The 20,105-nt window shown below is 56.2% G+C and carries 19 protein-coding genes; 10 read left to right on the forward strand and 9 right to left on the reverse strand.

From position 1 onward, the window contains the following. Positions 1-11 precede the first annotated feature (11 nt). Together G7069_RS05585 and G7069_RS05590 are read left to right on the forward strand one after the other, a co-directional pair. Positions 12-692 (forward strand): response regulator transcription factor, encoded by a 681-nt coding sequence (locus G7069_RS05585; protein WP_166295146.1) that lies wholly within the window; start codon positions 12-14, stop codon positions 690-692. Further along, on the forward strand, positions 682-2,031 hold the full coding sequence (locus tag G7069_RS05590; protein WP_166295148.1) for a HAMP domain-containing sensor histidine kinase: 1,350 nt from the start codon (positions 682-684) through the stop codon (positions 2,029-2,031). The genes G7069_RS05585 and G7069_RS05590 overlap by 11 nt, the downstream gene beginning before the upstream one ends. Before the next feature lie 32 nt (positions 2,032-2,063). Here G7069_RS05590 and G7069_RS05595 read toward each other — a convergent pair whose 3' ends face one another. The 8 genes from G7069_RS05595 to G7069_RS05630 form a co-directional block, all read right to left on the reverse strand. After that, the gene (locus tag G7069_RS05595) at positions 2,064-2,975 is read right to left on the reverse strand and encodes a branched-chain amino acid transaminase (RefSeq protein WP_166295150.1); all 912 of its coding nucleotides are present in this window, start codon (positions 2,973-2,975) and stop codon (positions 2,064-2,066) included. 61 nt (positions 2,976-3,036) lie between these two features. Beyond that, positions 3,037-3,636, reverse strand: coding sequence for a hypothetical protein (locus G7069_RS05600; RefSeq protein ID WP_166295152.1), 600 nt, complete (start codon positions 3,634-3,636; stop codon positions 3,037-3,039). Positions 3,637-3,697: 61 nt separating this feature from the next. Next, positions 3,698-4,522 (reverse strand): methylenetetrahydrofolate reductase [NAD(P)H], encoded by an 825-nt coding sequence (metF, locus tag G7069_RS05605; RefSeq protein ID WP_166295154.1) that lies wholly within the window; start codon positions 4,520-4,522, stop codon positions 3,698-3,700. 130 nt (positions 4,523-4,652) lie between these two features. Continuing rightward, positions 4,653-6,095 carry an adenosylhomocysteinase gene (gene ahcY / locus G7069_RS05610; RefSeq protein WP_166295156.1) on the reverse strand — a complete coding sequence of 481 codons (1,443 nt, stop codon included), beginning with the start codon at positions 6,093-6,095 and terminating at the stop codon, positions 4,653-4,655. A gap of 47 nt (positions 6,096-6,142) precedes the next feature. Beyond that, on the reverse strand, positions 6,143-7,378 hold the full coding sequence (metK, locus tag G7069_RS05615; protein WP_166295158.1) for a methionine adenosyltransferase: 1,236 nt from the start codon (positions 7,376-7,378) through the stop codon (positions 6,143-6,145). 61 nt (positions 7,379-7,439) lie between these two features. Beyond that, complete coding sequence (gene dusB / locus G7069_RS05620; protein ID WP_166295160.1) at positions 7,440-8,447, reverse strand: tRNA dihydrouridine synthase DusB; 1,008 nt, start codon at positions 8,445-8,447, stop codon at positions 7,440-7,442. Between the two features lie 33 nt (positions 8,448-8,480). Beyond that, on the reverse strand, positions 8,481-9,719 hold the full coding sequence (locus G7069_RS05625) for a nucleoside permease (protein ID WP_166295162.1): 1,239 nt from the start codon (positions 9,717-9,719) through the stop codon (positions 8,481-8,483). Positions 9,720-9,754: 35 nt separating this feature from the next. Continuing rightward, entirely contained in the window at positions 9,755-10,864 is a 1,110-nt protein-coding gene (locus G7069_RS05630) for a GGDEF domain-containing protein (protein WP_166295164.1), read from the reverse strand. Positions 10,865-10,942: 78 nt separating this feature from the next. On the opposite strand from G7069_RS05630, the gene G7069_RS05635 reads away from it, so the two are divergent. From G7069_RS05635 to G7069_RS05660, 6 genes are all read left to right on the forward strand, one after another. Next, positions 10,943-11,905, forward strand: coding sequence for an aldo/keto reductase (locus G7069_RS05635; protein WP_166295166.1), 963 nt, complete (start codon positions 10,943-10,945; stop codon positions 11,903-11,905). 66 nt (positions 11,906-11,971) lie between these two features. Then, entirely contained in the window at positions 11,972-12,895 is a 924-nt protein-coding gene (locus G7069_RS05640; protein ID WP_166295168.1) for an SPFH domain-containing protein, read from the forward strand. After that, positions 12,895-13,323 carry an NfeD family protein gene (locus G7069_RS05645; protein WP_166295170.1) on the forward strand — a complete coding sequence of 143 codons (429 nt, stop codon included), beginning with the start codon at positions 12,895-12,897 and terminating at the stop codon, positions 13,321-13,323. The genes G7069_RS05640 and G7069_RS05645 overlap by 1 nt, the downstream gene beginning before the upstream one ends. Positions 13,324-13,370: 47 nt before the next feature. After that, the gene (gcvT, locus tag G7069_RS05650) at positions 13,371-14,474 is read left to right on the forward strand and encodes a glycine cleavage system aminomethyltransferase GcvT (protein ID WP_166295172.1); all 1,104 of its coding nucleotides are present in this window, start codon (positions 13,371-13,373) and stop codon (positions 14,472-14,474) included. A gap of 63 nt (positions 14,475-14,537) precedes the next feature. Then, complete coding sequence (gcvH, locus tag G7069_RS05655) at positions 14,538-14,936, forward strand: glycine cleavage system protein GcvH (protein WP_166295174.1); 399 nt, start codon at positions 14,538-14,540, stop codon at positions 14,934-14,936. 584 nt (positions 14,937-15,520) lie between these two features. Beyond that, positions 15,521-16,021: a histone gene (locus G7069_RS05660; protein ID WP_166295176.1), complete on the forward strand. Its 501-nt coding sequence runs from the start codon at positions 15,521-15,523 to the stop codon at positions 16,019-16,021. Positions 16,022-16,103: 82 nt separating this feature from the next. Here G7069_RS05660 and G7069_RS05665 read toward each other — a convergent pair whose 3' ends face one another. Continuing rightward, positions 16,104-17,477 (reverse strand): serine hydrolase domain-containing protein, encoded by a 1,374-nt coding sequence (locus G7069_RS05665; RefSeq protein ID WP_166295178.1) that lies wholly within the window; start codon positions 17,475-17,477, stop codon positions 16,104-16,106. 74 nt (positions 17,478-17,551) lie between these two features. Between G7069_RS05665 and G7069_RS05670 the strand changes: the two genes are divergently transcribed. Together G7069_RS05670 and G7069_RS05675 are read left to right on the forward strand one after the other, a co-directional pair. Beyond that, positions 17,552-18,148 carry a LemA family protein gene (locus G7069_RS05670; RefSeq protein ID WP_166295180.1) on the forward strand — a complete coding sequence of 199 codons (597 nt, stop codon included), beginning with the start codon at positions 17,552-17,554 and terminating at the stop codon, positions 18,146-18,148. 23 nt (positions 18,149-18,171) lie between these two features. Further along, positions 18,172-20,097 (forward strand): M48 family metallopeptidase, encoded by a 1,926-nt coding sequence (locus G7069_RS05675; protein ID WP_166295182.1) that lies wholly within the window; start codon positions 18,172-18,174, stop codon positions 20,095-20,097. Positions 20,098-20,105 lie beyond the last annotated feature (8 nt).

Below are 20,105 nucleotides of genomic sequence, written 5' to 3' on the forward strand. Positions count from 1 at the left end.
ACGGAATTTACATGCGCATTCTCGTCATCGAAGACAATCAAGACATCGCTGCAAACTTGGGCGATTACCTCGAAGACCGTGGTCATACGGTAGATTTCGCAGCCGACGGCGTCACGGGATTGCATTTGGCCGTAGTCAACGATTTCGACGCTATCGTCTTGGATCTCAACTTACCGGGTATGGACGGCCTCGATGTCTGTCGCAAACTGCGCAATGATGCGCGCAAGCAAACCCCGATTTTGATGTTGACCGCGCGTGACACGCTCGACAATAAGTTGGAAGGATTTGAGTCCGGCGCGGACGACTACTTGGTGAAACCCTTTGCCTTGCAGGAAGTCGATGTTCGCCTCAATGCACTTTCGCGCCGTGGCAAAGGCGTGCAAGCACGCGTGCTCAACGTGTCCGATCTCGAATACAACTTGGATACGTTGGAAGTGCGTCGCCAGGGCAAGCTGCTGCAGCTCAATCCCACCGCGCTAAAGATTTTGCAATCTTTGATGGAAGCGTCGCCGGCCGTCGTCACGCGTCAAGATTTGGAAACGCGGGTGTGGGGTGAAGAGTTGCCGGACAGCGATTCGCTTCGCGTCCATATTCACGGTTTGCGCGCCGTCATCGACAAGCCGTTTGAACATCCGCTGATTCAGACGCGGCACGGTATTGGCTATCGCATCGCGGAAACCGATGCAGGCTAATTTATCCGGTCCGATTGATCGCGTTGTGGCCGGCGCAAACCGACGGCGGTTGCGGACACGCATCGTGCTGTCGTTCCTGCTGCTGAGCGTCTTGCTTACCGTCTTGTTTGCTTCGGCCACCCTGTACATCCGGGATCGCCTAGAACGCGAGGTGGTTGAAAAAACCATGCGCCGCGAACTGAACAGCCTCGTCCGGCAGATTGAGCTGAACCCCGATCGTTCGCCCACGTTCACTCTGTATGACGCCGCCACATTCGGTGAAGGCAAAACTCAAGACATCAGTCCGCTTTATCGTGACCTGGGTCCGGGCGTACATGAAGTGCGGGAAGTCGCTGAAGACGGGACACCGCATGTTTGGAAAGCCGCAGTCGGCAAGGGCCGGGTCTCCTCAACCGGCAAGGGTTTCACGACGATCGTCCGGCTCGATGTGACCGACGCGTCAGATACGACGGAAAAGTTACGACGTTGGTTGATCGCGAGTGTTTTTGGATTCACTGCGCTCGCCTTGGTATTGAGTGTATGGTCGGCCTCTCGCATCATGCGACCCTTGCTCGAATTGTTGAAGCTGATTCGCGAGCGCGGTCGCACTGAGAACAGCCACGAAACGCCTTTGGCGCAGCATTTTGCAGATGATGAAGTGGGCGAGCTTGCGGCCGCGCTGGATGCGTATTCCGAGCGCATGCGGTCGACTGCAAAGCGCGAACGTGAATTGAACGCCGACGTCAGCCACGAGTTGCGCACGCCACTTGCGGTGATTCGCAGCACCGTAGAGTTGATGATGGATTCGTCCGACCTCACCCCGAAGATGCTCGAACGCATTCAACGTATTCAACGCGCGCAAGAAAGTGGTGCGGCCATCACTGAAACACTTTTGAACTTGTCTCGCGAAGAGCGTGTCTCGGGCAATGCCTCAGTCGCGCGCATCGTTGAGCAGTTGCTCGAAGCGCATCGTTTGCAAATGCGTCGCGGCAAGCAACTCGATTTGTGCATGGAAGGCAATACGGCGCTGGTGGTCGATGCACCGGATGCCACGGTCAATGTGGCCGTCGGCAATCTCATTGCCAATGCCGTGAAATACACGGAATCGGGCACTGTCACTGTGCGCATCAACCAAGACAGCGTGGACGTGTTGGACACAGGGCCCGGTCTTTCCGAGGCAGACGCCCAGCGTTTAACCGAGCGCGGCTATCGCGGGGACGCGGCAACGAATACCAAAGGCGGTGGCATCGGACTCTCCATCGTCACGCGCATTTGTGAGCTGTATGGATGGGATGTACAGATTGGCAATCGCCGCGATGGCCAGCAAGGCACGCGCGCGAGTTTGCTGTTTAAAACCTAAGGTCCGGGGCGATGCCCCGGACGCAGTGCGGATTACACGGCTTCCAGCCAACCGTACTTGTCAGGCGTCTTGCCGCTGAACAAGCCGAAGAACAGTTCTTGCAACGTCAAGGTGACGGGGCCTGCGCGACCGCTGCCTACCTGGCGGCCATCGACCGAACGAATCGGGGTGATTTCTGCCGCCGTGCCGCACATGAACACTTCGTCGCACAAGTAGAGATATTCGCGCGGCAAGTCACGTTCAACGACATCGATGCCCGCATCGCGCGCCAGTGTCATGAGTGAATTGCGCGTAATGCCGTTGAGCAATGCCGCGCTCACCGGCGTCGTGTGCAGAACACCGTCAAACACCAGGAACAGATTTTCGCCCGCGCCTTCGCTCAACAAGCCCGTGGATGCCAGCGCGATGCCCTCACCGAAGCCCAGACGACGTGCTTCACGTGCGACCAACTGGCCCGACAAATAGTTGCCGCCTGCTTTCGCACCTGCAGGAATCGTGTTCGGTGCAAAGCGCTGCCAGCTCGACACGCAAGCATCAATGCCTTGCTCCAGCACGCCGTCACCCAGATATGCGCCCATCTTCCAAGTGGCGACAGCGACATCGGTCGGGGTGTCTGCCGACAATCCAAAGCCACCCAAACCACGGAATGCGACCGGGCGCAGATAGCCGGTCTTGAACTCATTCTTTCGAATCACTTCGCGGCACGCAGCATTGATCGTCGCCAAGTCGTAAGGCATGTCAATTTCATGGATGCGCGCGGATTGGAACAGCCGCTTGTTGTGGTCGGTCAAGCGAAAGATTACGGGTCCGTTGGGTGTGTCGTAACAACGAATGCCTTCGAATACCGATGAGCCGTAGTGCAGCGCATGCGCCATGACGTGGACGGTTGCGTCGGCCCAAGGTTTGATGGACCCATTGTGCCAAATCCAGTTCGGGTATTCCATGCGTGCAACTCCTTGGGCGAAACCTCTATTCTCGCCGCCCGTGGGGTTCGGAGCAAATGGATTACATGCTGAGCCAGTAGCAGCCAAAGTGCTTCACAATTCGGAATTGTGTCGATTCCGTCGCATTAACGCCGGCTTTCATCTGCCGCACGCGCAGTCCGGACGGCGGGCGCGGCGAGTGTTCCACAGGCAACAAATACCCTTCGGCGTCTTCAGACCAAGACACGCCGCCGCTGGAACCCCCGGTCATCTCTATGTCGACCACAGGGCGCGTCATCATTTTCTCGAACTTGTTCAATACGGCGAGGGCGCGCACATTGCTGACGCCGACCCAGTGATACACCGACGAGAAACGATTCACGTCGCGCGCATCCAATGCCGCCGACAAGGTGTAGGACAGGTCTTCGATCGTCTTTGCACAGATCGGCCGATACGAAGAGGCGCGTGCGGCGCTTAGGCGTCGGTCTGCGGCAGAAGACTGCGCATTGCCATCGCTGCGTTGTTCTTGACCGTCGAACGCTGCACAGGGCCGATCGGTGCGAATCTCCTTGCCCGTGTCAGTGACGCAGTTTTTGGGTCGGGACTGCGCGGCAGCAGTGCCCGTCGCCAGCACAAGCGCGAACAGCAGACAAACGCATTTGCGCGGAGAAGTGAAGTACATGCGTCGTTAAATCTAAAGGTTTAACGTTGACGTGTCACCGTGTGCCGCGCAGCGGCTGCGCTTAGTTCATCTTATTGAGGACCGCCACAGTCGGGCGTGCCAAATTCAGTGTGTAGAAGTGCAAGGCGGGCGCGCCGCCTTGCAACAGACGATCACACAAGCCTGCGACCACTTCTGCACCGAAGTCACGCACGGCGGCGACATCGTCGCCCAAGCCCTGCATACGCTGCATGATCCAGCGTGGAATCTCAGCACCACAGCCTTCAGAGAAGCGACGCAATTGGCTGAAATTTGAAATGGGCATGATGCCGGGCACGATAGGGATGGTGACACCTAAACGCTGCACATCGTCGACAAAGCGGAAGTAGGCGTCTGCATTGTAGAAATATTGGGTGATCGCAACATCGGCACCCGCATCGACCTTACGCTTGAAGTTCTTCAAATCAGATTGCGCGTCGCGTGATTGCGGATGCGTTTCCGGGTACGCGCCGACGGCAATATTGAAGTAGTCACCGTGTTCTCTACGAATCAGTTCGATGAGATCAGACGCGAATTGAAGCTCACCCACTTGCCCCATGCCAGAGGGCATATCCCCGCGCAATGCGACCACCTTGCGGCAATCGAGCGAACGATATTCGGCGAGCAAGGCGCGTAGTTCTTCGCGGCTTCCACCCATGCAAGAAATGTGCGGCACGGCATCTACAGCATGCTTTGTGCGCAAGCGGCGAATTGTTTCTGCGGTGTAGGTCAAAGTCGAGCCGCCAGCGCCAAACGTGCATGACACGTAGTCCGGCGCAAATGGCTTTAGCTTTTCGACCGTGCGATCCAGCTGCGCTTGCTGGTCTTCCGTTTTCGGGGGATAGAACTCGAAGGAAATATTGGACATGGCTTCAGACAGTGACGCGGGGTGATGTGGATACTATATCGCTTCATCGCGATGAAAGTGAAAACCTTCGCTCGAATACAAAAAAACGGGCGGCGATGCGCCCGTTTCCCTGATGCCTGACCGCGCTGTATTAGTAGCGGTAGTGATCCGGCTTGTACGGACCTTCTTTAGCAACGCCCAAGTAGGCGGCTTGCGAATCGCTCAGCGTGGTCAACTTCACGCCAATCTTTTCCAAGTGCAAACGGGCCACTTCTTCATCCAACTTCTTCGGCAGGATGTAGACCTTGGCTTCATAGCTGTCTTTGTTTGCCCACAGGTCAATTTGCGCGAGCGTCTGATTGGAGAACGAGTTCGACATCACGAAGCTCGGGTGACCCGTCGCGCAACCCAAGTTCACCAAGCGGCCTTCAGCCAACAAGAAGATGGCGTTGCCCGTGTCGAAGGTGAACTTATCGACTTGCGGTTTGATATTGGTTTTCACCGCGCCTGAGGTGTACAGCGCGTCCACTTGGATTTCATTGTCGAAGTGACCAATGTTGCAGACGATGGCTTGGTCCTTCATGGCTTTCATATGCGCCACGGTGATGACGTCTTTGTTGCCAGTGGTGGTGACATAAATGTCGCCGGTACCGAGCGTATCTTCAACGGTCTTCACTTCGAAACCTTCCATCGCCGCTTGCAATGCGCAAATCGGATCGATTTCAGTGACAACGACGCGTGCTCCGTAGGCGCGCAGCGAATGTGCGGAACCCTTGCCCACATCACCATAGCCACAGACAACCGCGACCTTACCGGCCAACATGACGTCCATGGCGCGCTTCAGGCCGTCGGCCAGCGATTCGCGGCAACCGTAGAGGTTGTCGAACTTCGACTTGGTGACCGAGTCATTGACGTTGATTGCCGGGACGAGCAATTGCCCAGCGTCGGCGAGTTGATACAAGCGATGCACACCCGTCGTCGTTTCTTCGGACACGCCTTTCCAGTCGGCAACCACGCGCGTCCAATAGCCCGGACGTTCAACAGCAACGCGCTTCAGCAAGTTCTTGATGACTTGTTCTTCATGGTTCGCGCCGGGTTCATCGGCCCACTTGGAGCCTTGTTCCAATTCCAAGCCTTTGTGGATCAACAAGGTGACGTCGCCACCATCGTCCACCACCAGCTCGGGACCGGTTAGCGTACCGTCGGCAAGCTTGAAGGTGAGGGCATCCAAGGTGCAGTCCCAATACTCTTCCAGCGTTTCACCCTTCCACGCGAAGACAGGCGTGCCCGTTGCTGCGATGGCAGCGGCGGCATGGTCTTGCGTTGAGAAGATGTTGCACGACGCCCAGCGCACATCCGCGCCAATGTCTTTCAGCGTTTCAATCAGCACTGCGGTTTGAATCGTCATGTGCAAGGAACCGGTGACGCGCACGCCAGCCAAGGGTTTCGCGGCCGCATGCTTCTTACGGATCGACATCAGGCCGGGCATTTCAGCTTCGGCGATGTCGAGTTCTTTACGGCCCCAATCGGCGAGGTTGATATCGGCGACTTTGTAATCACCGTCTTGCGAGAAAGTTTTGACTTGCGCGTTCATGAATAGAAACTCTTTTCGTTAATGCAATAGGAAAGGCGGTGCTGCGATTACTTCTTGAGCTTCGCAGCTTTGCGCAACTCTTCTGCGCGATCGGTCTTTTCCCAAGAGAAGGCCGTTGCGGTGTGCTTCTTGCCTTGGCCATCGAGATACGACACTTGTTCCGGCTTACGGCCGAAATGGCCGTACGAAGCAGTGCGCTGATAGATCGGATGAATCAGATCCAACATCTTGATGATGCCGTACGGACGAAGATCGAAATTCGCGCGGATCAGCTTTTCGATTTGCGCATCCGGAATCTTGCCGGTGCCAAACGTCGTAACCGAAATCGAAGTCGGTTCGGCCACGCCGATGGCGTAGGACACTTGCACTTCGCACTTGTCAGCCAAACCTGCCGCCACGATGTTCTTGGCAACATAGCGCGCAGCATACGCAGCCGAGCGATCGACCTTCGACGGATCCTTACCTGAGAATGCGCCGCCGCCGTGACGGGCCATGCCGCCGTAGGTGTCAACGATGATCTTGCGACCGGTCAAGCCGCAGTCACCCACCGGACCGCCGATCACGAAGATACCGGTCGGGTTGATGTGCACCTTGTTCTTCGGCAACGATTCGTACCACTTCTTCGGTAGCACGGGTTTCAAGATGTTTTCGCGCACGGCTTCGATCAAGTCTTTTTGCTTGATGTCTGGATCGTGTTGGGTCGACAGCACAACGGCGTCGAGACCTTGGATCTTGTGGTCGCCGTCGCTGTACTTCAGCGTGACTTGGCTCTTCGCGTCCGGACGTAACCATTTCAACTTGCCGTTCTTGCGCACCTTGGCTTGTTGTTCCACCAAACGGTGGCTGTAGTACACCGGTGCCGGCATGAATTCTGGCGCTTCATTGCAGGCATAGCCGAACATCAGGCCTTGGTCGCCTGCGCCCATTTCTTCCGGCTTCTTGGCTTTCTTCTTGGTGCCGTCGACACCCGCGGCGATATCCGGCGACTGCTTGCCCAACATATTGATGATGGCGCAGGTATGGCCGTCGAAACCGACGTTGGAATTGTTGTAGCCGATGTCATTGATGACTTTGCGGGCGAGATCTTCGATGTCGACCCACGCATCGGTGGTGACTTCGCCGGCGACAATCGCCGCACCTGTTTTCACCATGGTTTCGCAGGCCACGCGGGCGCGCTTGTCCTGGCTCAAAATCGCATCAAGGACGGCGTCCGAGATTTGATCGGCAATCTTGTCCGGATGACCTTCTGACACCGATTCAGAGGTGAAAAGGTAGTTCGACATCGTTATATCCTTTTATGCGGATGAAAAGATAAGGCTGGCAATGATACAGGCAATTGTCAGATTATGCCGCCCGGTTATTTAGCTGCGGTTGCCGAACTTTGTTCAGGTTCAAAGCATCGAAATAGTCGCGTGTTTGTTCACGTTGCAGGCGGGCACTGGTAGCCGCATTGACCACGGCTCGGAAACTCGCATTCTCGGGCCGATCCTTTGCATACCAACCTAGGTGCTTGCGCGCAATGCGGACGCCCATGTCCTCACCGTAAAACGCATGCAGCGCATCCAGGTGGCTTAATAGAATGTCTCGCACTTCGCCGAGCTCGATGGGTGGCAAGGTCTCACCCGTTGCCAGGTAATGCGCGATCTCGCGAAATAGCCAAGGGCGCCCCTGCGCGGCGCGCCCCACCATGACGGCATCGCAGCCGGTGTCGCGTAGCACCTGTGCTGCACGTTCGGGCGAGTCGATGTCGCCATTGGCAATCACAGGAATGCGCACGCGCGATTTAATCTGCGCCACCGTGTCGTGTTCGGCGATACCGGTGTAATGCTGATCGCGGGTGCGACCATGCACCGTCAATGCGGCAATGCCACTGTCTTCCGCGATATGCGCCAGTTCGGGTGCATTTTTGACTGCTGCGCACCAGCCGGTGCGCATTTTCATCGTCACCGGGACGTCAACGGCACGCACCACCGCTTTCAAAATGTCTGCAGCGCGTTGCTCGTCTTGCATCAATGCGGAACCCGCCCACGCATTGCACACTTTCTTGGCCGGGCAGCCGAAATTCAAATCGATGATTTGCGCGCCATGTGCCGCGTTGAAGCGTGCAGCCTCGGCCAACTGCTGTGGGTCGGTTCCCGCAATCTGCACACTCACCGGCGAGGGCTCGCCGGCGTGGTCCATGCGAAGCATCGATTTCTTCGTTTGCCAAAAGCGCGGATCGCTGATGGTCATCTCGGACACTGCGAGACCCGCGCCCAAGCGCTTGCACAACAAGCGGAATGGCTTGTCAGTGACCCCGGCCATCGGGGCCAGGATCACCTTGGGTTCAATTCGATGCGGCCCGATGTACATGCGCCCATTCTAAATGAACGCGATAGCGGCGCCTCAGCGTGTCGTGTCGTGCTTGTATCGGAACAACACCACAAACGCCACCGCCATGGCCAGCGCATAGGCCGCAAAGCTCAACCAGATGCCGTGCCAGTCCTTCACGCCGTCTGCCGCGGTGAACCAGGTGTCGATGACATAGCCGGCAATCAAACTTCCGAGCACGGCGCCCACACCATTGGTCATCAGCATGAACAGACCTTGTGCCGATGCGCGAATACGCGGATCGCTCTGCTGTTCAACAAACAAGGAGCCCGAGATGTTGAAGAAGTCGAAGGCCATGCCGTAGACAATGCACGAGAGGATGATCATCCAAAGACCATCACCGGGGTTACCGAAAGCAAACAAGCCGAAGCGCAGGCACCACGCGATCATGCTGATCGTCATCACCCACTTGATACCCATGCGACGCAAGAAGAAAGGAATCGCCAGAATGAACAGCGTTTCCGAAATTTGCGAAATCGACATGATCATCGCGGGATACTTCACCGCCAAGGTGTCTTTGTAGAGCGGGTTGTTTTCAAACTCGCCTAAGAATGTGCCGCCGTAGGCGTTGGTCAGTTGCAGCGCAGCGCCCAACAGCATGGCAAAAATGAAGAAGATCGCCATTTGTGGATTGCGGAACAAGCGGAACGCATTAAAACCCAATGCATCCACCCACGTGCCTTCGGTATTGCGTTCGAGCTTTGGCGGGCACGGCGGCAGGGTGAAGGCGTAAATGCCCAGACCAATCGCAGCAATAGCGGCGACATAAAATTGCATAGCCGACTTTTCAAAGCCCAACAAGCTGGTACACCACATCGCCGCAATGAAGCCGACGGTGCCCCACACACGAATCGGCGGGAAGTCGCGCACGACATCCAACTGCTCACGCTTCAGTGCGTTATAGGCAACGGTAATGGCCAGCGAGATGGTCGGCATGTAACAAATCATCGCGGCGAGCATGACCCAGAACATGGCTTGCGGACTACCGGCATTCGGCATCGCAAACAAACACACTGCCCCCAAGATATGCAAGATGCCGTACAAGCGTTCTGCATTGATCCAACGATCTGCGACGATGCCCATCAGAGCCGGCATAAACAACGACGCGATACCCATGGTCGAAAACATGGCGCCGAAACTCGTGCCTGGCCAACCTTTGTTTTCAAACCAATAACGCCCAATGGTGATGAGCCACGCCCCCCATACATAGAACTGGAAGAAGTTCATGACGATCAGGCGTAGTTTTAGGCTCATGGGCTAGGCATCGATGCGATTTCCCCTAGTGTGGGTCAATCTAGGTGGCGGACGCAATTGCGACCTGAGAGTTTTGCTAGGCGAAGGCGTCGATCGGCAGCACCCAGTAGATGTGTGACCGTGGGACCATCCTTGCCTTGCTCTGCGATCCCTGAGCTCAGCGTTACTTGTATGACGCTGTCTGCTAAAGGCGTATTGAACTGGCTCACTTCCAACGCGCGGCGGATACGCTCAACGCGTTCGCGCGCCACTTCTGCGTCTGCATGAATGAGCAAGCCAAATTCTTCGCCGCCCAAACGACCGACGGTATCCGGCGCCATCACATTCGAAAGGATGACCGAGATCACATGGACCAATGCTTCATCGCCCGCTTGATGTCCAATCTCGTCGTTGATGCGTTTGAAGTGATCGAGGTCAACAATGGCAATGCTCAACGGTCTGCCAGCGTGTTGTGATTGTTCAAGCTGCTGTTTGGCCTGATGCAAAAACCAGTTTCGATTCGGGATGCCGGTCAAACTGTCGGTTCCCGACATGTTTGACAGCCGACGCATTCGCGCAACAATCGTCGCGGAGAGCACGGTCGCAATCAACAGCACCACGCAACGTTGACCCACCGTGGTCCAGAGCGCCGTGCCGTAATTCACGGAGACGAGCTCAGACGGCGTCGAGTGCGTAAAAATCCAGTGGGCGAGCATCAAGTATTGCGATATGGCCAAGCCGCCGGCAAACAGCGTGAGCCGCGCATCATTGCGCAGACACGTCATCATCAGATTGGTGAGATAGAACTCCCAGATGACAAAACTGTTCAGCCCGGCAGCGTGCTCGTGTTGCGACAATAAGAAGAGAAAAAACGTTGTACTGGTGACGTCATACGCGGTACTTGCCCAAGGCAGCCAAACATAGCGCCCACGGTTTCTCGCCAATGCCCACCAAACCAAGCCGAGGAAGACAGCGAATCCCGCCCCCAAGAAGCCGATAAAATTTTCATGGGATGGGCCACCCAACAATGTGTTGATGATGGGCGGCAGAAACAAAAGGAGTGACAATCCGACGCGAATTTGCGAGACAAGGTATTCACCTCCAGCACCGAGCTCGAGCATGATCTTGTCTGGTGCCGCAAAGAATGCCCTCGTTCGCTTGATCACAGACTTCCCTCACAATGTGCAAAGCGGCGCCATACGGGATGGCAGGGCGCTTGAGCCAGACTATATCAGGAGGATTCGATGGAGTATCGACGATTGGGTCGAGCGGGGCTGCAACTGTCTGCCTTGTCTCTCGGCGCGTGGCTGACCTTTGGGCGCGGTAGTGCGCGTGGCGAAGCCCGCAATCTCGTGGCGGCGGCGTGGGACCACGGGGTCAATTTCTTCGACAACGCAGAAGTCTATGGTCACGGCGAGGGCGAACAAGTCATGGGCGACGTCATCGCCGATTTGCGTTTGCCGCGCGATGGCTATGTTGTTTCCAGCAAGGCCTTCTTCGGATCTGTGAAAGGCCCGTTGCCGACGCAGCGCGGATTGTCGCGCAAGCATTTGCACGATGCCTGTCATGCAGCCATGCGCCGTTTGCGTGTCGACTATTTGGATTTGTACTACTGCCATCGTCCGGACGACGAAGTGCCCTTGGAAGAAATCGTCATGACCATGGATGCCTTGGTGAGACAAGGCAAGGTGATGTACTGGGGTACGTCTGAATGGCCCGCTTCCCAAATTCAAGAGGCCTTACGCATAGCCGATGCGCACGGCTGGGTCGGACCCAGCATGGAGCAGCCGCAATACAACGTCTTGGTGCGTGAACGATTTGAGCAAGAGTACGCACGCCTATTCGACGAGTGGGGTCTTGGTGCGACCACTTGGTCGCCATTGGCGTCAGGTTTGCTGACAGGTAAATACGCTGATGGCATTCCGGAAGGTTCACGCCTTGCGCAAGCGCGAAATGCGTGGCTGCTGGAAGACATGCAAAGCGACGGACAAAACCGGATGACGCGTGCGAGTGCGTTTGCGGCGCTTGCGCGTTCGCGTGATTTGGATCCCGCGCAGTTGGCGATTGCTTGGGTGCTGTCGAATCCAAAAGTAACAAGTGTGATTCTGGGTGCAAGCTCGGTGGCGCAGCTTCTCAAGAATCTACAGGCACTGGCGTATGTTGGCAGCATCGATGAAGCGCTCAGCGAGGCCATTTCCGCGCTGTAGCGCGGCGAAGGCGTACGGTTAAAGCAGGTAAACTCGAATCATCTGAAATAGAAGGGGTAGGGCAACATGGGTCTTTCTTTATTGACTGCGGTCATCGTCATCGCCGGTGTCATTCTGTTGGCGAAAGCAGTCCGGATTGTGCCGCAAGGTTGGGAGTGGACCGTAGAGACGTTTGGTCGCTACACCGCGACCTTGCGCCCGGGCTTGCATCTGTTGGTGCCGATCTATCAAAACGTCGGTCGCAAGATCAACATGATGGAACAAGTGATGGACGTGCCCAGCCAAGACGTCATCACCAAGGACAACGCAGTCGTAAAAGTCGACGGTGTGGTCTTCTTCCAAGTCTTGGATGCAGCCAAAGCCGCATATGAAGTGGCACAACTTGAAATCGCCATTCTCAACTTGGTGATGACTAACATCCGGACCTCAATCGGTTCGATGGATTTGGACGAGTCCTTGTCGAAGCGCGACGAAATCAACTCCAAAGTGTTGTTAGCGGTCGATGCGGCGACGCATCCGTGGGGGATGAAAGTCAATCGCATCGAGTTGAAAGACATTCAACCGCCGCGCGACTTGGTGGATTCGATGGCACGCCAGATGAAGGCGGAACGTGAAAAGCGCGCCAACATTCTCGAGGCCGAAGGTTTGCGTCAAGCTGAAATTCTGCGCGCTGAAGGCGAGAAGCAAGGTGCGATTCTGTCGGCCGAAGGTAAGAAAGAAGCCGCCTTCCGCGAAGCAGAAGCGCGTGAACGTTTGGCAGAGGCAGAAGCCCGCGCGACGCAAATGGTGTCTGACGCCATTTCCAGCGGCAACGTTCAGGCCATCAACTACTTTGTGGCACAGAAATATATTGAGGCGTTCAAGGCACTGGCCGAAGCGCCGAATCAAAAGTTCGTCATGATGCCGATGGAATCCAGCGCCATGTTGGGCAGCCTGGCCGGCATTGGTGAATTGGCCAAGGAAGCACTCAACGTCAATAAGGTGAAGTGATGCGTCCTGAACTCATTGCTTGGGCGGTGATCGCCTTGAGCCTGATGGCGGCAGAAGCGTTTGCGCCCGGTGCGTTTCTGATTTGGCTCGGATTCGCCGCCGCCATCGTTTTTGTCGTTCTATTGATCGCGCCGCTCCCGATCGTGGCGCAGGTCACGATCTTCGTCGTGCTCGGATTCGTGTTTGCCGTCGTTTATAGGAAGTACTTCCGCAAAGACAAAGCGCCGACCGATCAACCCGGGCTCAATCGCCGCGCGGAAACCCTCGTCGGTCAGGTCTTACACGTCCCCGGCGGGATTCGCGACGGATTGGGGAAAGTCCAGATTGCCGACGCGCTTTGGAATGTCCGTGGTGCGGACGTTGCCGAGGGCGCACGCGTGCGTGTGGTGCGGACCGACGGCATGGAGCTTTTCGTCGAGCCCGAGTAAGGAGCAAAGTGCGATAATCGCGCTTTCACCGAAAGCGCGAGAGCACGATGACCGATAAGACCATACTGAACGAGACCCACCGCGCCATGGGTGCAAAGATGGTGGACTTCGGCGGTTGGGATATGCCGATCCACTACGGGTCGCAGATTGATGAACACCACTTGGTGCGCAAAGACGCCGGGATGTTCGACGTGTCACATATGACGGTCGTCGATCTGGAAGGTGCGCGAACGCGCGAATTCCTGCGTCACTTGGTGGCCAACAACGTTGACAAGCTCAAAGTGGAAGGCAAGGCGCTGTATACCGCAATGCTGAACCCGCAAGGCGGGGTCATCGATGATCTGATCATCTACTTCATTCGCGAAGACGGCTTCCGATTGGTGGTCAATGCGTCAACGCGTGAAAAGGACTTGGCGTGGATCAGCGCGCAAGCCAAACCCTTTAACGTCACCGTCACCGAGCGTCCGGAATTCGGCATGATCGCCGTACAAGGTCCGACTGCGCGTGAGCGCGTGGGCAGCTTGCTGCAGGAATCCGATCGCGCCCGCATTGCCAAGTTGGGTCGCTTTGCCGCAAGCGAAGCCACGACGACGACGGGCGTGCCGGTGTTCATCGCGCGAACCGGTTACACCGGTGAAGACGGTTTCGAAATCATCGTGCCGCAAGAAAGCACGGTCGCGTTCTGGAATGCCTTGCACGCGGCGGGTGTCAAACCTGCGGGCTTGGGTGCGCGCGATACCTTGCGTCTTGAAGCCGGCATGAATCTCTATGGGCAAGACATGGATGAAACAGTTTCGCCTTACGAAGCGGCATTGGGATGGACAGTGTCTTTGGATGAAGGTCGTGACTTCATCGGTCGCAGTGTCTTGGAAGCGCAAGCTGCCAATGGCGCACCGCGTCAAATGATTGCCTTGGTCATGGATGACAAAGGTGTGCTGCGTCACGGTCAACGCGTCCTGACCGACCACGGCGATGGTGAAATCTTGTCTGGCACCTTCTCGCCGACCATCGGCAAGGCGATCGCGTTTGCGCGTGTGCCGGCCGGCACGCCGGGCGACGTCCGCGTCGATATTCGCGGCAAGGAAGTCCCCGTTCGTGTGGTGAAATTCCCCTTCGTTCGCGAAGGCAAAATTGCCGATGGCATCGCTTAGAATGAACCATCCCCGGCACACGGGGTTCAACCGTACATACACCTTTAGATTTGGAGTCCCCCGATGAGCGCAGAAATCCCTGGAGATCTGAAATTCTTGAAGTCGCACGAATGGGTGCGCGTTGAAGGCGATGGCCGCGCCACGCTTGGTATCTCGGATCACGCGCAAGGCCTGTTGGGTGACTTGGTTTACGTCGAATTGCCGGAAGTCGGCGATGAAGTCGTCGCAGGTAACGCATGTGCCGTGGTTGAATCCGTTAAAGCGGCGTCGGATGTCTACGCGCCGGTCAGCGGCAAAGTTGTCGAAGTGAACGCCGCTTTGGCCGACACGCCGGAAACGATTAACGAAGATGCATTTGGCGAAGGTTGGTTGTTCGTTGTTGAGATGAGCGAGCCCGATCAAGTGTCCGAATTGTTGTCGCCCGACGACTATCAACAACTGGTCGATGACGAAGATCATTGATCCGTTTGCGAACTTTTTGTACTCAAATACCCGGCGCGATGCCGGGTATTTTTTTGCGCAAATGAGGAGTGCAGACACCTTTGGCGGCAACTTTGCGAAAAAAAGTTTGGCGTTGGCTCAGGGAAGAAATCGGGTCAGCCGGACGCCATAGCGCGTTGGGTCGCCAGACGGGGTTGTTAAGTTTTTGAAAAACGCTAATTTCACGAAGTCCTACAAATTAAGACTCGTTTCAATTGCAATGCGCAAGCAGAGGCATTTGTTTCTAGCACAATCGCGCGCGCTTGTTGGTAGAACGGCGCAGGCCTTGGAAAAGGGCTGGAAAAAAAAGTTGAAAATATTTTCAAAAAGGTATTGACAACCGAAAATCAGCTACTTACGTTTCGCTGAAAGAACAAATGCGAAACATCCAGGGGGATGTGTCGTATGCAGGCATGAACGACATGGCATGTGATCACTGCATTCGATGTCGAACTGAATCCGCCCCGCTGCCTTGTGCGCGGTGGCGGCCCGTAACGGGTCCGATACCCGCTGCGTGTCCGGGTCTGGCTTGCCAGATCCTTTAACTAAAGACGAGGAGCCATACCATGGCAGTTAAAAAGGCAGCAAAGAAAGCGACCAAGAAAGTCGCTAAGAAAGCCGTAAAGAAAGTTGCAAAGAAACCGGCAGCAAAGAAGGCCACCAAGAAGGTAGCCAAGAAGGCCGCTAAGAAGGTTGCAAAGAAAGCCACTAAGAAGCCAGCAGTGAAGAAAGCCGCTAAGAAGGTTGCCAAGAAGGCCGCCAAGAAAGTAGCTAAGAAGCCTGCGAAGAAGGCCGCTAAGAAAGCAACCAAGAAAGTTGCCAAGAAAGCAGCTAAGAAAGCCACCAAAAAGGTAGCTAAGAAGCCCGCCAAGAAGGCCGCCAAGAAGACTGCAAAAAAGGCGACCAAAAAGGTAGCTAAGAAAGCCACCAAAAAGGTTGCCAAGAAAGCCGCCAAAAAGCCGGCCAAAAAAGCTGCCAAGAAAACCGTAAAGAAAGCAGCCAAAAAGGCTGTGAAGAAAGCCAAGAAAGTGGCTTCGATGATCCCGTCGTTGATCCCGGGCTTCTAAGCAATACTCTTAAAGCAATTTGAATTAACTCCTCCTGCCGGAGGAGTTTTTTTTGCCCGCGAGAAAGTCACGGGTAGGGAAATCAGTCGTTGCCTTCCGGCTCAGGCAGCCCGGAATCTGCGGGTGCGCTTTGTTCGCTCAGGCCGGTAATCTCTTTCGGCAACCAAGGCAGACCCGGCAGTGCGAGCGCACGGTCTACGATCGTCGGCATCAAACCACTCGGCAAGCTGCTCGAGCTATTCCACAAGATCACCAAGCCCAAATCGCGCTCCGGTACCAAAGCCATCGCGCCGCGATACCCTTCGACCGCGCCGCCATGGAAGATCACCCGATGGCCGGCATAGTTGTACACACGCCAACCCAAACCGTAACTCGCGTCATTCAATCGACCACGGCGCCAACTCGAACCGCGCAACTCTGTCGGAGATTTCACCTTGGACGAATGCATGTTGTCCAAGGCATTCTCTGAAAGCACATCCGTCCGATGTCCGGTCTGCGCGATAAGCCACTGCGCCATGTCGCTGATGCTCGCGTTGACACCCGCCGCGGGTGCGAGTCGGTAATACGTCGGCTTCGGCGTCAGGGAGCGCCAGGCGCCCGCACGGCCGATGTGTGGACGCGCCCAGCGCGGACTTGCTTGAATGCCGGCTAAGCCGTAGCTGGCATCGTTCATTCCCAAAGGTTTGAAGATCATGCGCTCAACAGCTTCGGGATAAAAATTGCCAGTCGCTGCAAACACCACATCGCCGATCAAACTGAAGGCCACGTTCTGATACGAGTAACACGCGCCCGGATCGCACTTCATGTTCACCGTGGCGAGTTTCGAAACGGCCGAGGGGTAATCCAAGTTGGCTTCGATGTCGCGATCAAATGCGTTCTTCGGTAAGCCCACGCTTTGGCTCACCAGATTCTCAACCGTCACGCGATCGGTTGCGGATTGCGTGGGGAGACGGAACGACGGCACCCATTGGGTGACACCATCATTCCAATGGATCCGACCTTGCTGGACGAGGAGTGAAGTGAGCGCACTCGCAAACGATTTGGAAAGTGACGCCAATCGAAACACGGTATGCGTATCAACCGGTTCCGGATTCTGTGCATCCGTGATGCCATAGCCTTTGATGAATTCAATCTTTCCATGGCGAACAATCGCTATGGCCAAGCCCGGCACACGTTGGCCCGCAACCAAGGAGTTGGCATAGCGATCAATCTCGCGATAGTCGATACCTTGGACTTCTCGCAAATTCGGTGTTGCCGGCGTCGTGCGAACGACATGACCCGCGTAGGATGGTGCAGCCGTGGGTTGAATCGTTTGTGCCGGATCGCGCGATGCCCATCCACTCGATTGCGGTTGGGCTGCGCTGATAATCGCAGGCAAGAGAGCGACGCTAGTGCCGATAAGAACGCGAGTGAAACGCTTGCGATGACGGAATGCGTTCGAATTCGGTATGGTCATGGATAAGTGCCCCTGAGTCTCAGGGGAAAGTGTAGAAGCGATGTGCGCAGATTGCATGAACAGGAGTAGAAAGCATGGTTAGTGTGTTGATTTTCTTGGCGGTACTGGCGCTCATCGGCTTCTGGCTCATGGGCATGTACAACGGTCTGGTGACTGCGCGCAACTTCTTTAAGAATCAATTTGCGCAAATCGATGTCCAGCTGCAGCGCCGATTCGACCTGATCCCGAATCTGGTTGAAACCGCCAAGGCGTATATGAGCCATGAGCGCGAGACACTTGAAGCGGTGATTGCCGCACGTAGCGCAGCGCAAAGCGGATTGGCCGCCGCAAAAGCCAATCCAGGGGATCCGCAAGCCATGGCGCAGTTGGCCGCGGCACAGAATCAATTGAATACCGGATTGGGTCGTCTCTTGGCGGTGGCCGAGGCTTACCCGGACCTCAAGGCCAATCAGAACATGATGCAACTGACGGAAGAGCTCACCAGCACTGAGAATAAGGTGGCATTCGCGCGTCAGGCCTATAACGATGCGGTGACCACGTACAACAACAAACGCGAAGTGTTCCCGAGCAGTCTGGTGGCCGGCATGTTTGGGTTTGCACCCGCCGCCTTGCTTGATGTTGATGAAGACAAGCGCGCTGAAGTGCGTGCTGCACCCAAGGTGAGTTTCTGATTAAGCCTTGAGGTCACTGCACGATGAATTTCTTTGAACACCAGGCGGCGGCGCGCTCGCGTAGCCGTCGACTGATTTTCCTGTTTGTGTTGGCGGTCCTCGGCGTCGTATTTGCAGTCGATGCCGTGGTGCTGATTATTACCGGAGGCGCCCAAGGTGATGCCGCTTCCATCATCGGACTGTTGATCTGGCCGACCTTGCTCACGCTTGCGGTCATTGGACTGTCGAGCCTGTACAAAGTGGCCACGTTGAAGTCCGGTGGTGGCGAAGAAGTTGCACGAAGCTTGGGCGGTGTGCCCGTACCCGACTACGCACCCGATCCGAAGTTGATGCGGCTGCGCAATGTGGTCGAAGAAATGTCGATTGCATCCGGTGTCCCCATGCCGAAGCTTTATGTGCTCGAAGAGGACGCTGGAATCAACGCGTTTGCCGCGGGCTATTCGCCGTCTGACGCGGTGGTGGCGGTCACGCGTGGTGCACTGGACCGATTAAATCGCGATGAGCTGCAAGGCGTGATTGCGCACGAATTCAGCCATGTTTTGAACGGCGACATGCGAATAAACATCCGACTCATTGGCGTGTTGTTTGGCATCATGGTCATCAGCCTGATTGGGCGAAAGGTGTTGTTTCAAGGCGCTGCGTTCTCAGGCGGCAATCGTCGCGGCAGTGGCATGGGCATGGCATTGGTCATCGGCATCACCGCACTCGTCATTGGTTCGATCGGCATGTTTTTTGCACGCATGATCAAGGCGGGTGTCAGTCGTCAACGTGAAGTCCTCGCAGACGCGTCTGCCGTGCAGTTCACGCGTCAAACGCAGGGGCTGGCGGGTGCCTTGAAAAAGATTGCAGGCTTGGACGCGGGGTCGACTTTGACGCGTCGCGCCGAAGCCGAAGAAGTGAGTCACATGTTGTTCGGCAATGGTTTGGGTTTGTCCGGATTGTTTGCGACGCACCCGCCGATTTTGGAACGCATCAAAACCTTGGAGCCTTCCTTCGACGCGGCACGCCTTGAAGGCTTGCGTCAGCAGTGGCACCGCTCGCCACCGGATGGCTTGCAAGAAGACATTGCCTTGGGCATCGGTGGGCTGTCCAAACCGTCGGGTGATCTTTCAGCGTCCGTCGACGTGCAACCCGATTCGGTCTCTGCGCAAGTAGGTCACCCGGGCGTGGACGACTACATGCGCGCCGATGTGATTCTTGCCGAGATGCCGGAGGCCTTGCGCGAGTTGGCACGCACGCGTGACAGCGTTCGTCCGTTGTTGGCAAGCCTGTTGCTCGGAAACGAAGAAGATCAGCTGGAAGCCCGACACGCATTGGTGGCCCACTACATGAGCGAAGTGGATGCCGAGAAAACTTGGCAAATCCACACGCAAATCGTGGCCGACTTGCATCCTGCCTTGCGCTTGCCCTTGGCGATGTTGGCGTTCCCGACCCTGAGGCAGTTTCCGCGTCCGGACGTTGAAAACTTTATTGATCTCGCGGATGCGCTCATCCACGCCGACACTCAAGTGACGCTGTTCGAATACTGCCTGGGCATCCTGCTGCAGAAGCAAGTTCGCGAAGCACTCGACCCGGGTCAGTACACCCAAATGGGACGACTGAAAACGCAAGGGGTCAAGGACGAGTTCATCACTTTGCTGCGATTTGTGGCGCAGGCAGGCGCAAGAGACGAACAAGAAGCGCAGCGCGCTTTCCAAGCAGGTTTGGCAAACGTGTTACAGCGCGATGTGATTCGCTATACACCGCCGCCTGCAGACTTCACACAGCTCGATGCCGTGTGGCCGCGTCTCGATGCGATGGACCCGTTGGCCAAGCAAGTCGTCGTTGAAGCAATGACATCGGCCATCGGGTTCGATGGACGTGTCACGATAGCCGAAGCAGAATTGTTGCGCACGCTGTGTGCGGTGTTGCATTGCCCATTGCCCCCGATGCTGAATCGACAACCCTGAGGTTGAAC

The organism is Lysobacter sp. HDW10, assembly GCF_011300685.1.
GTDB lineage: Bacteria > Pseudomonadota > Gammaproteobacteria > Xanthomonadales > Xanthomonadaceae > Solilutibacter.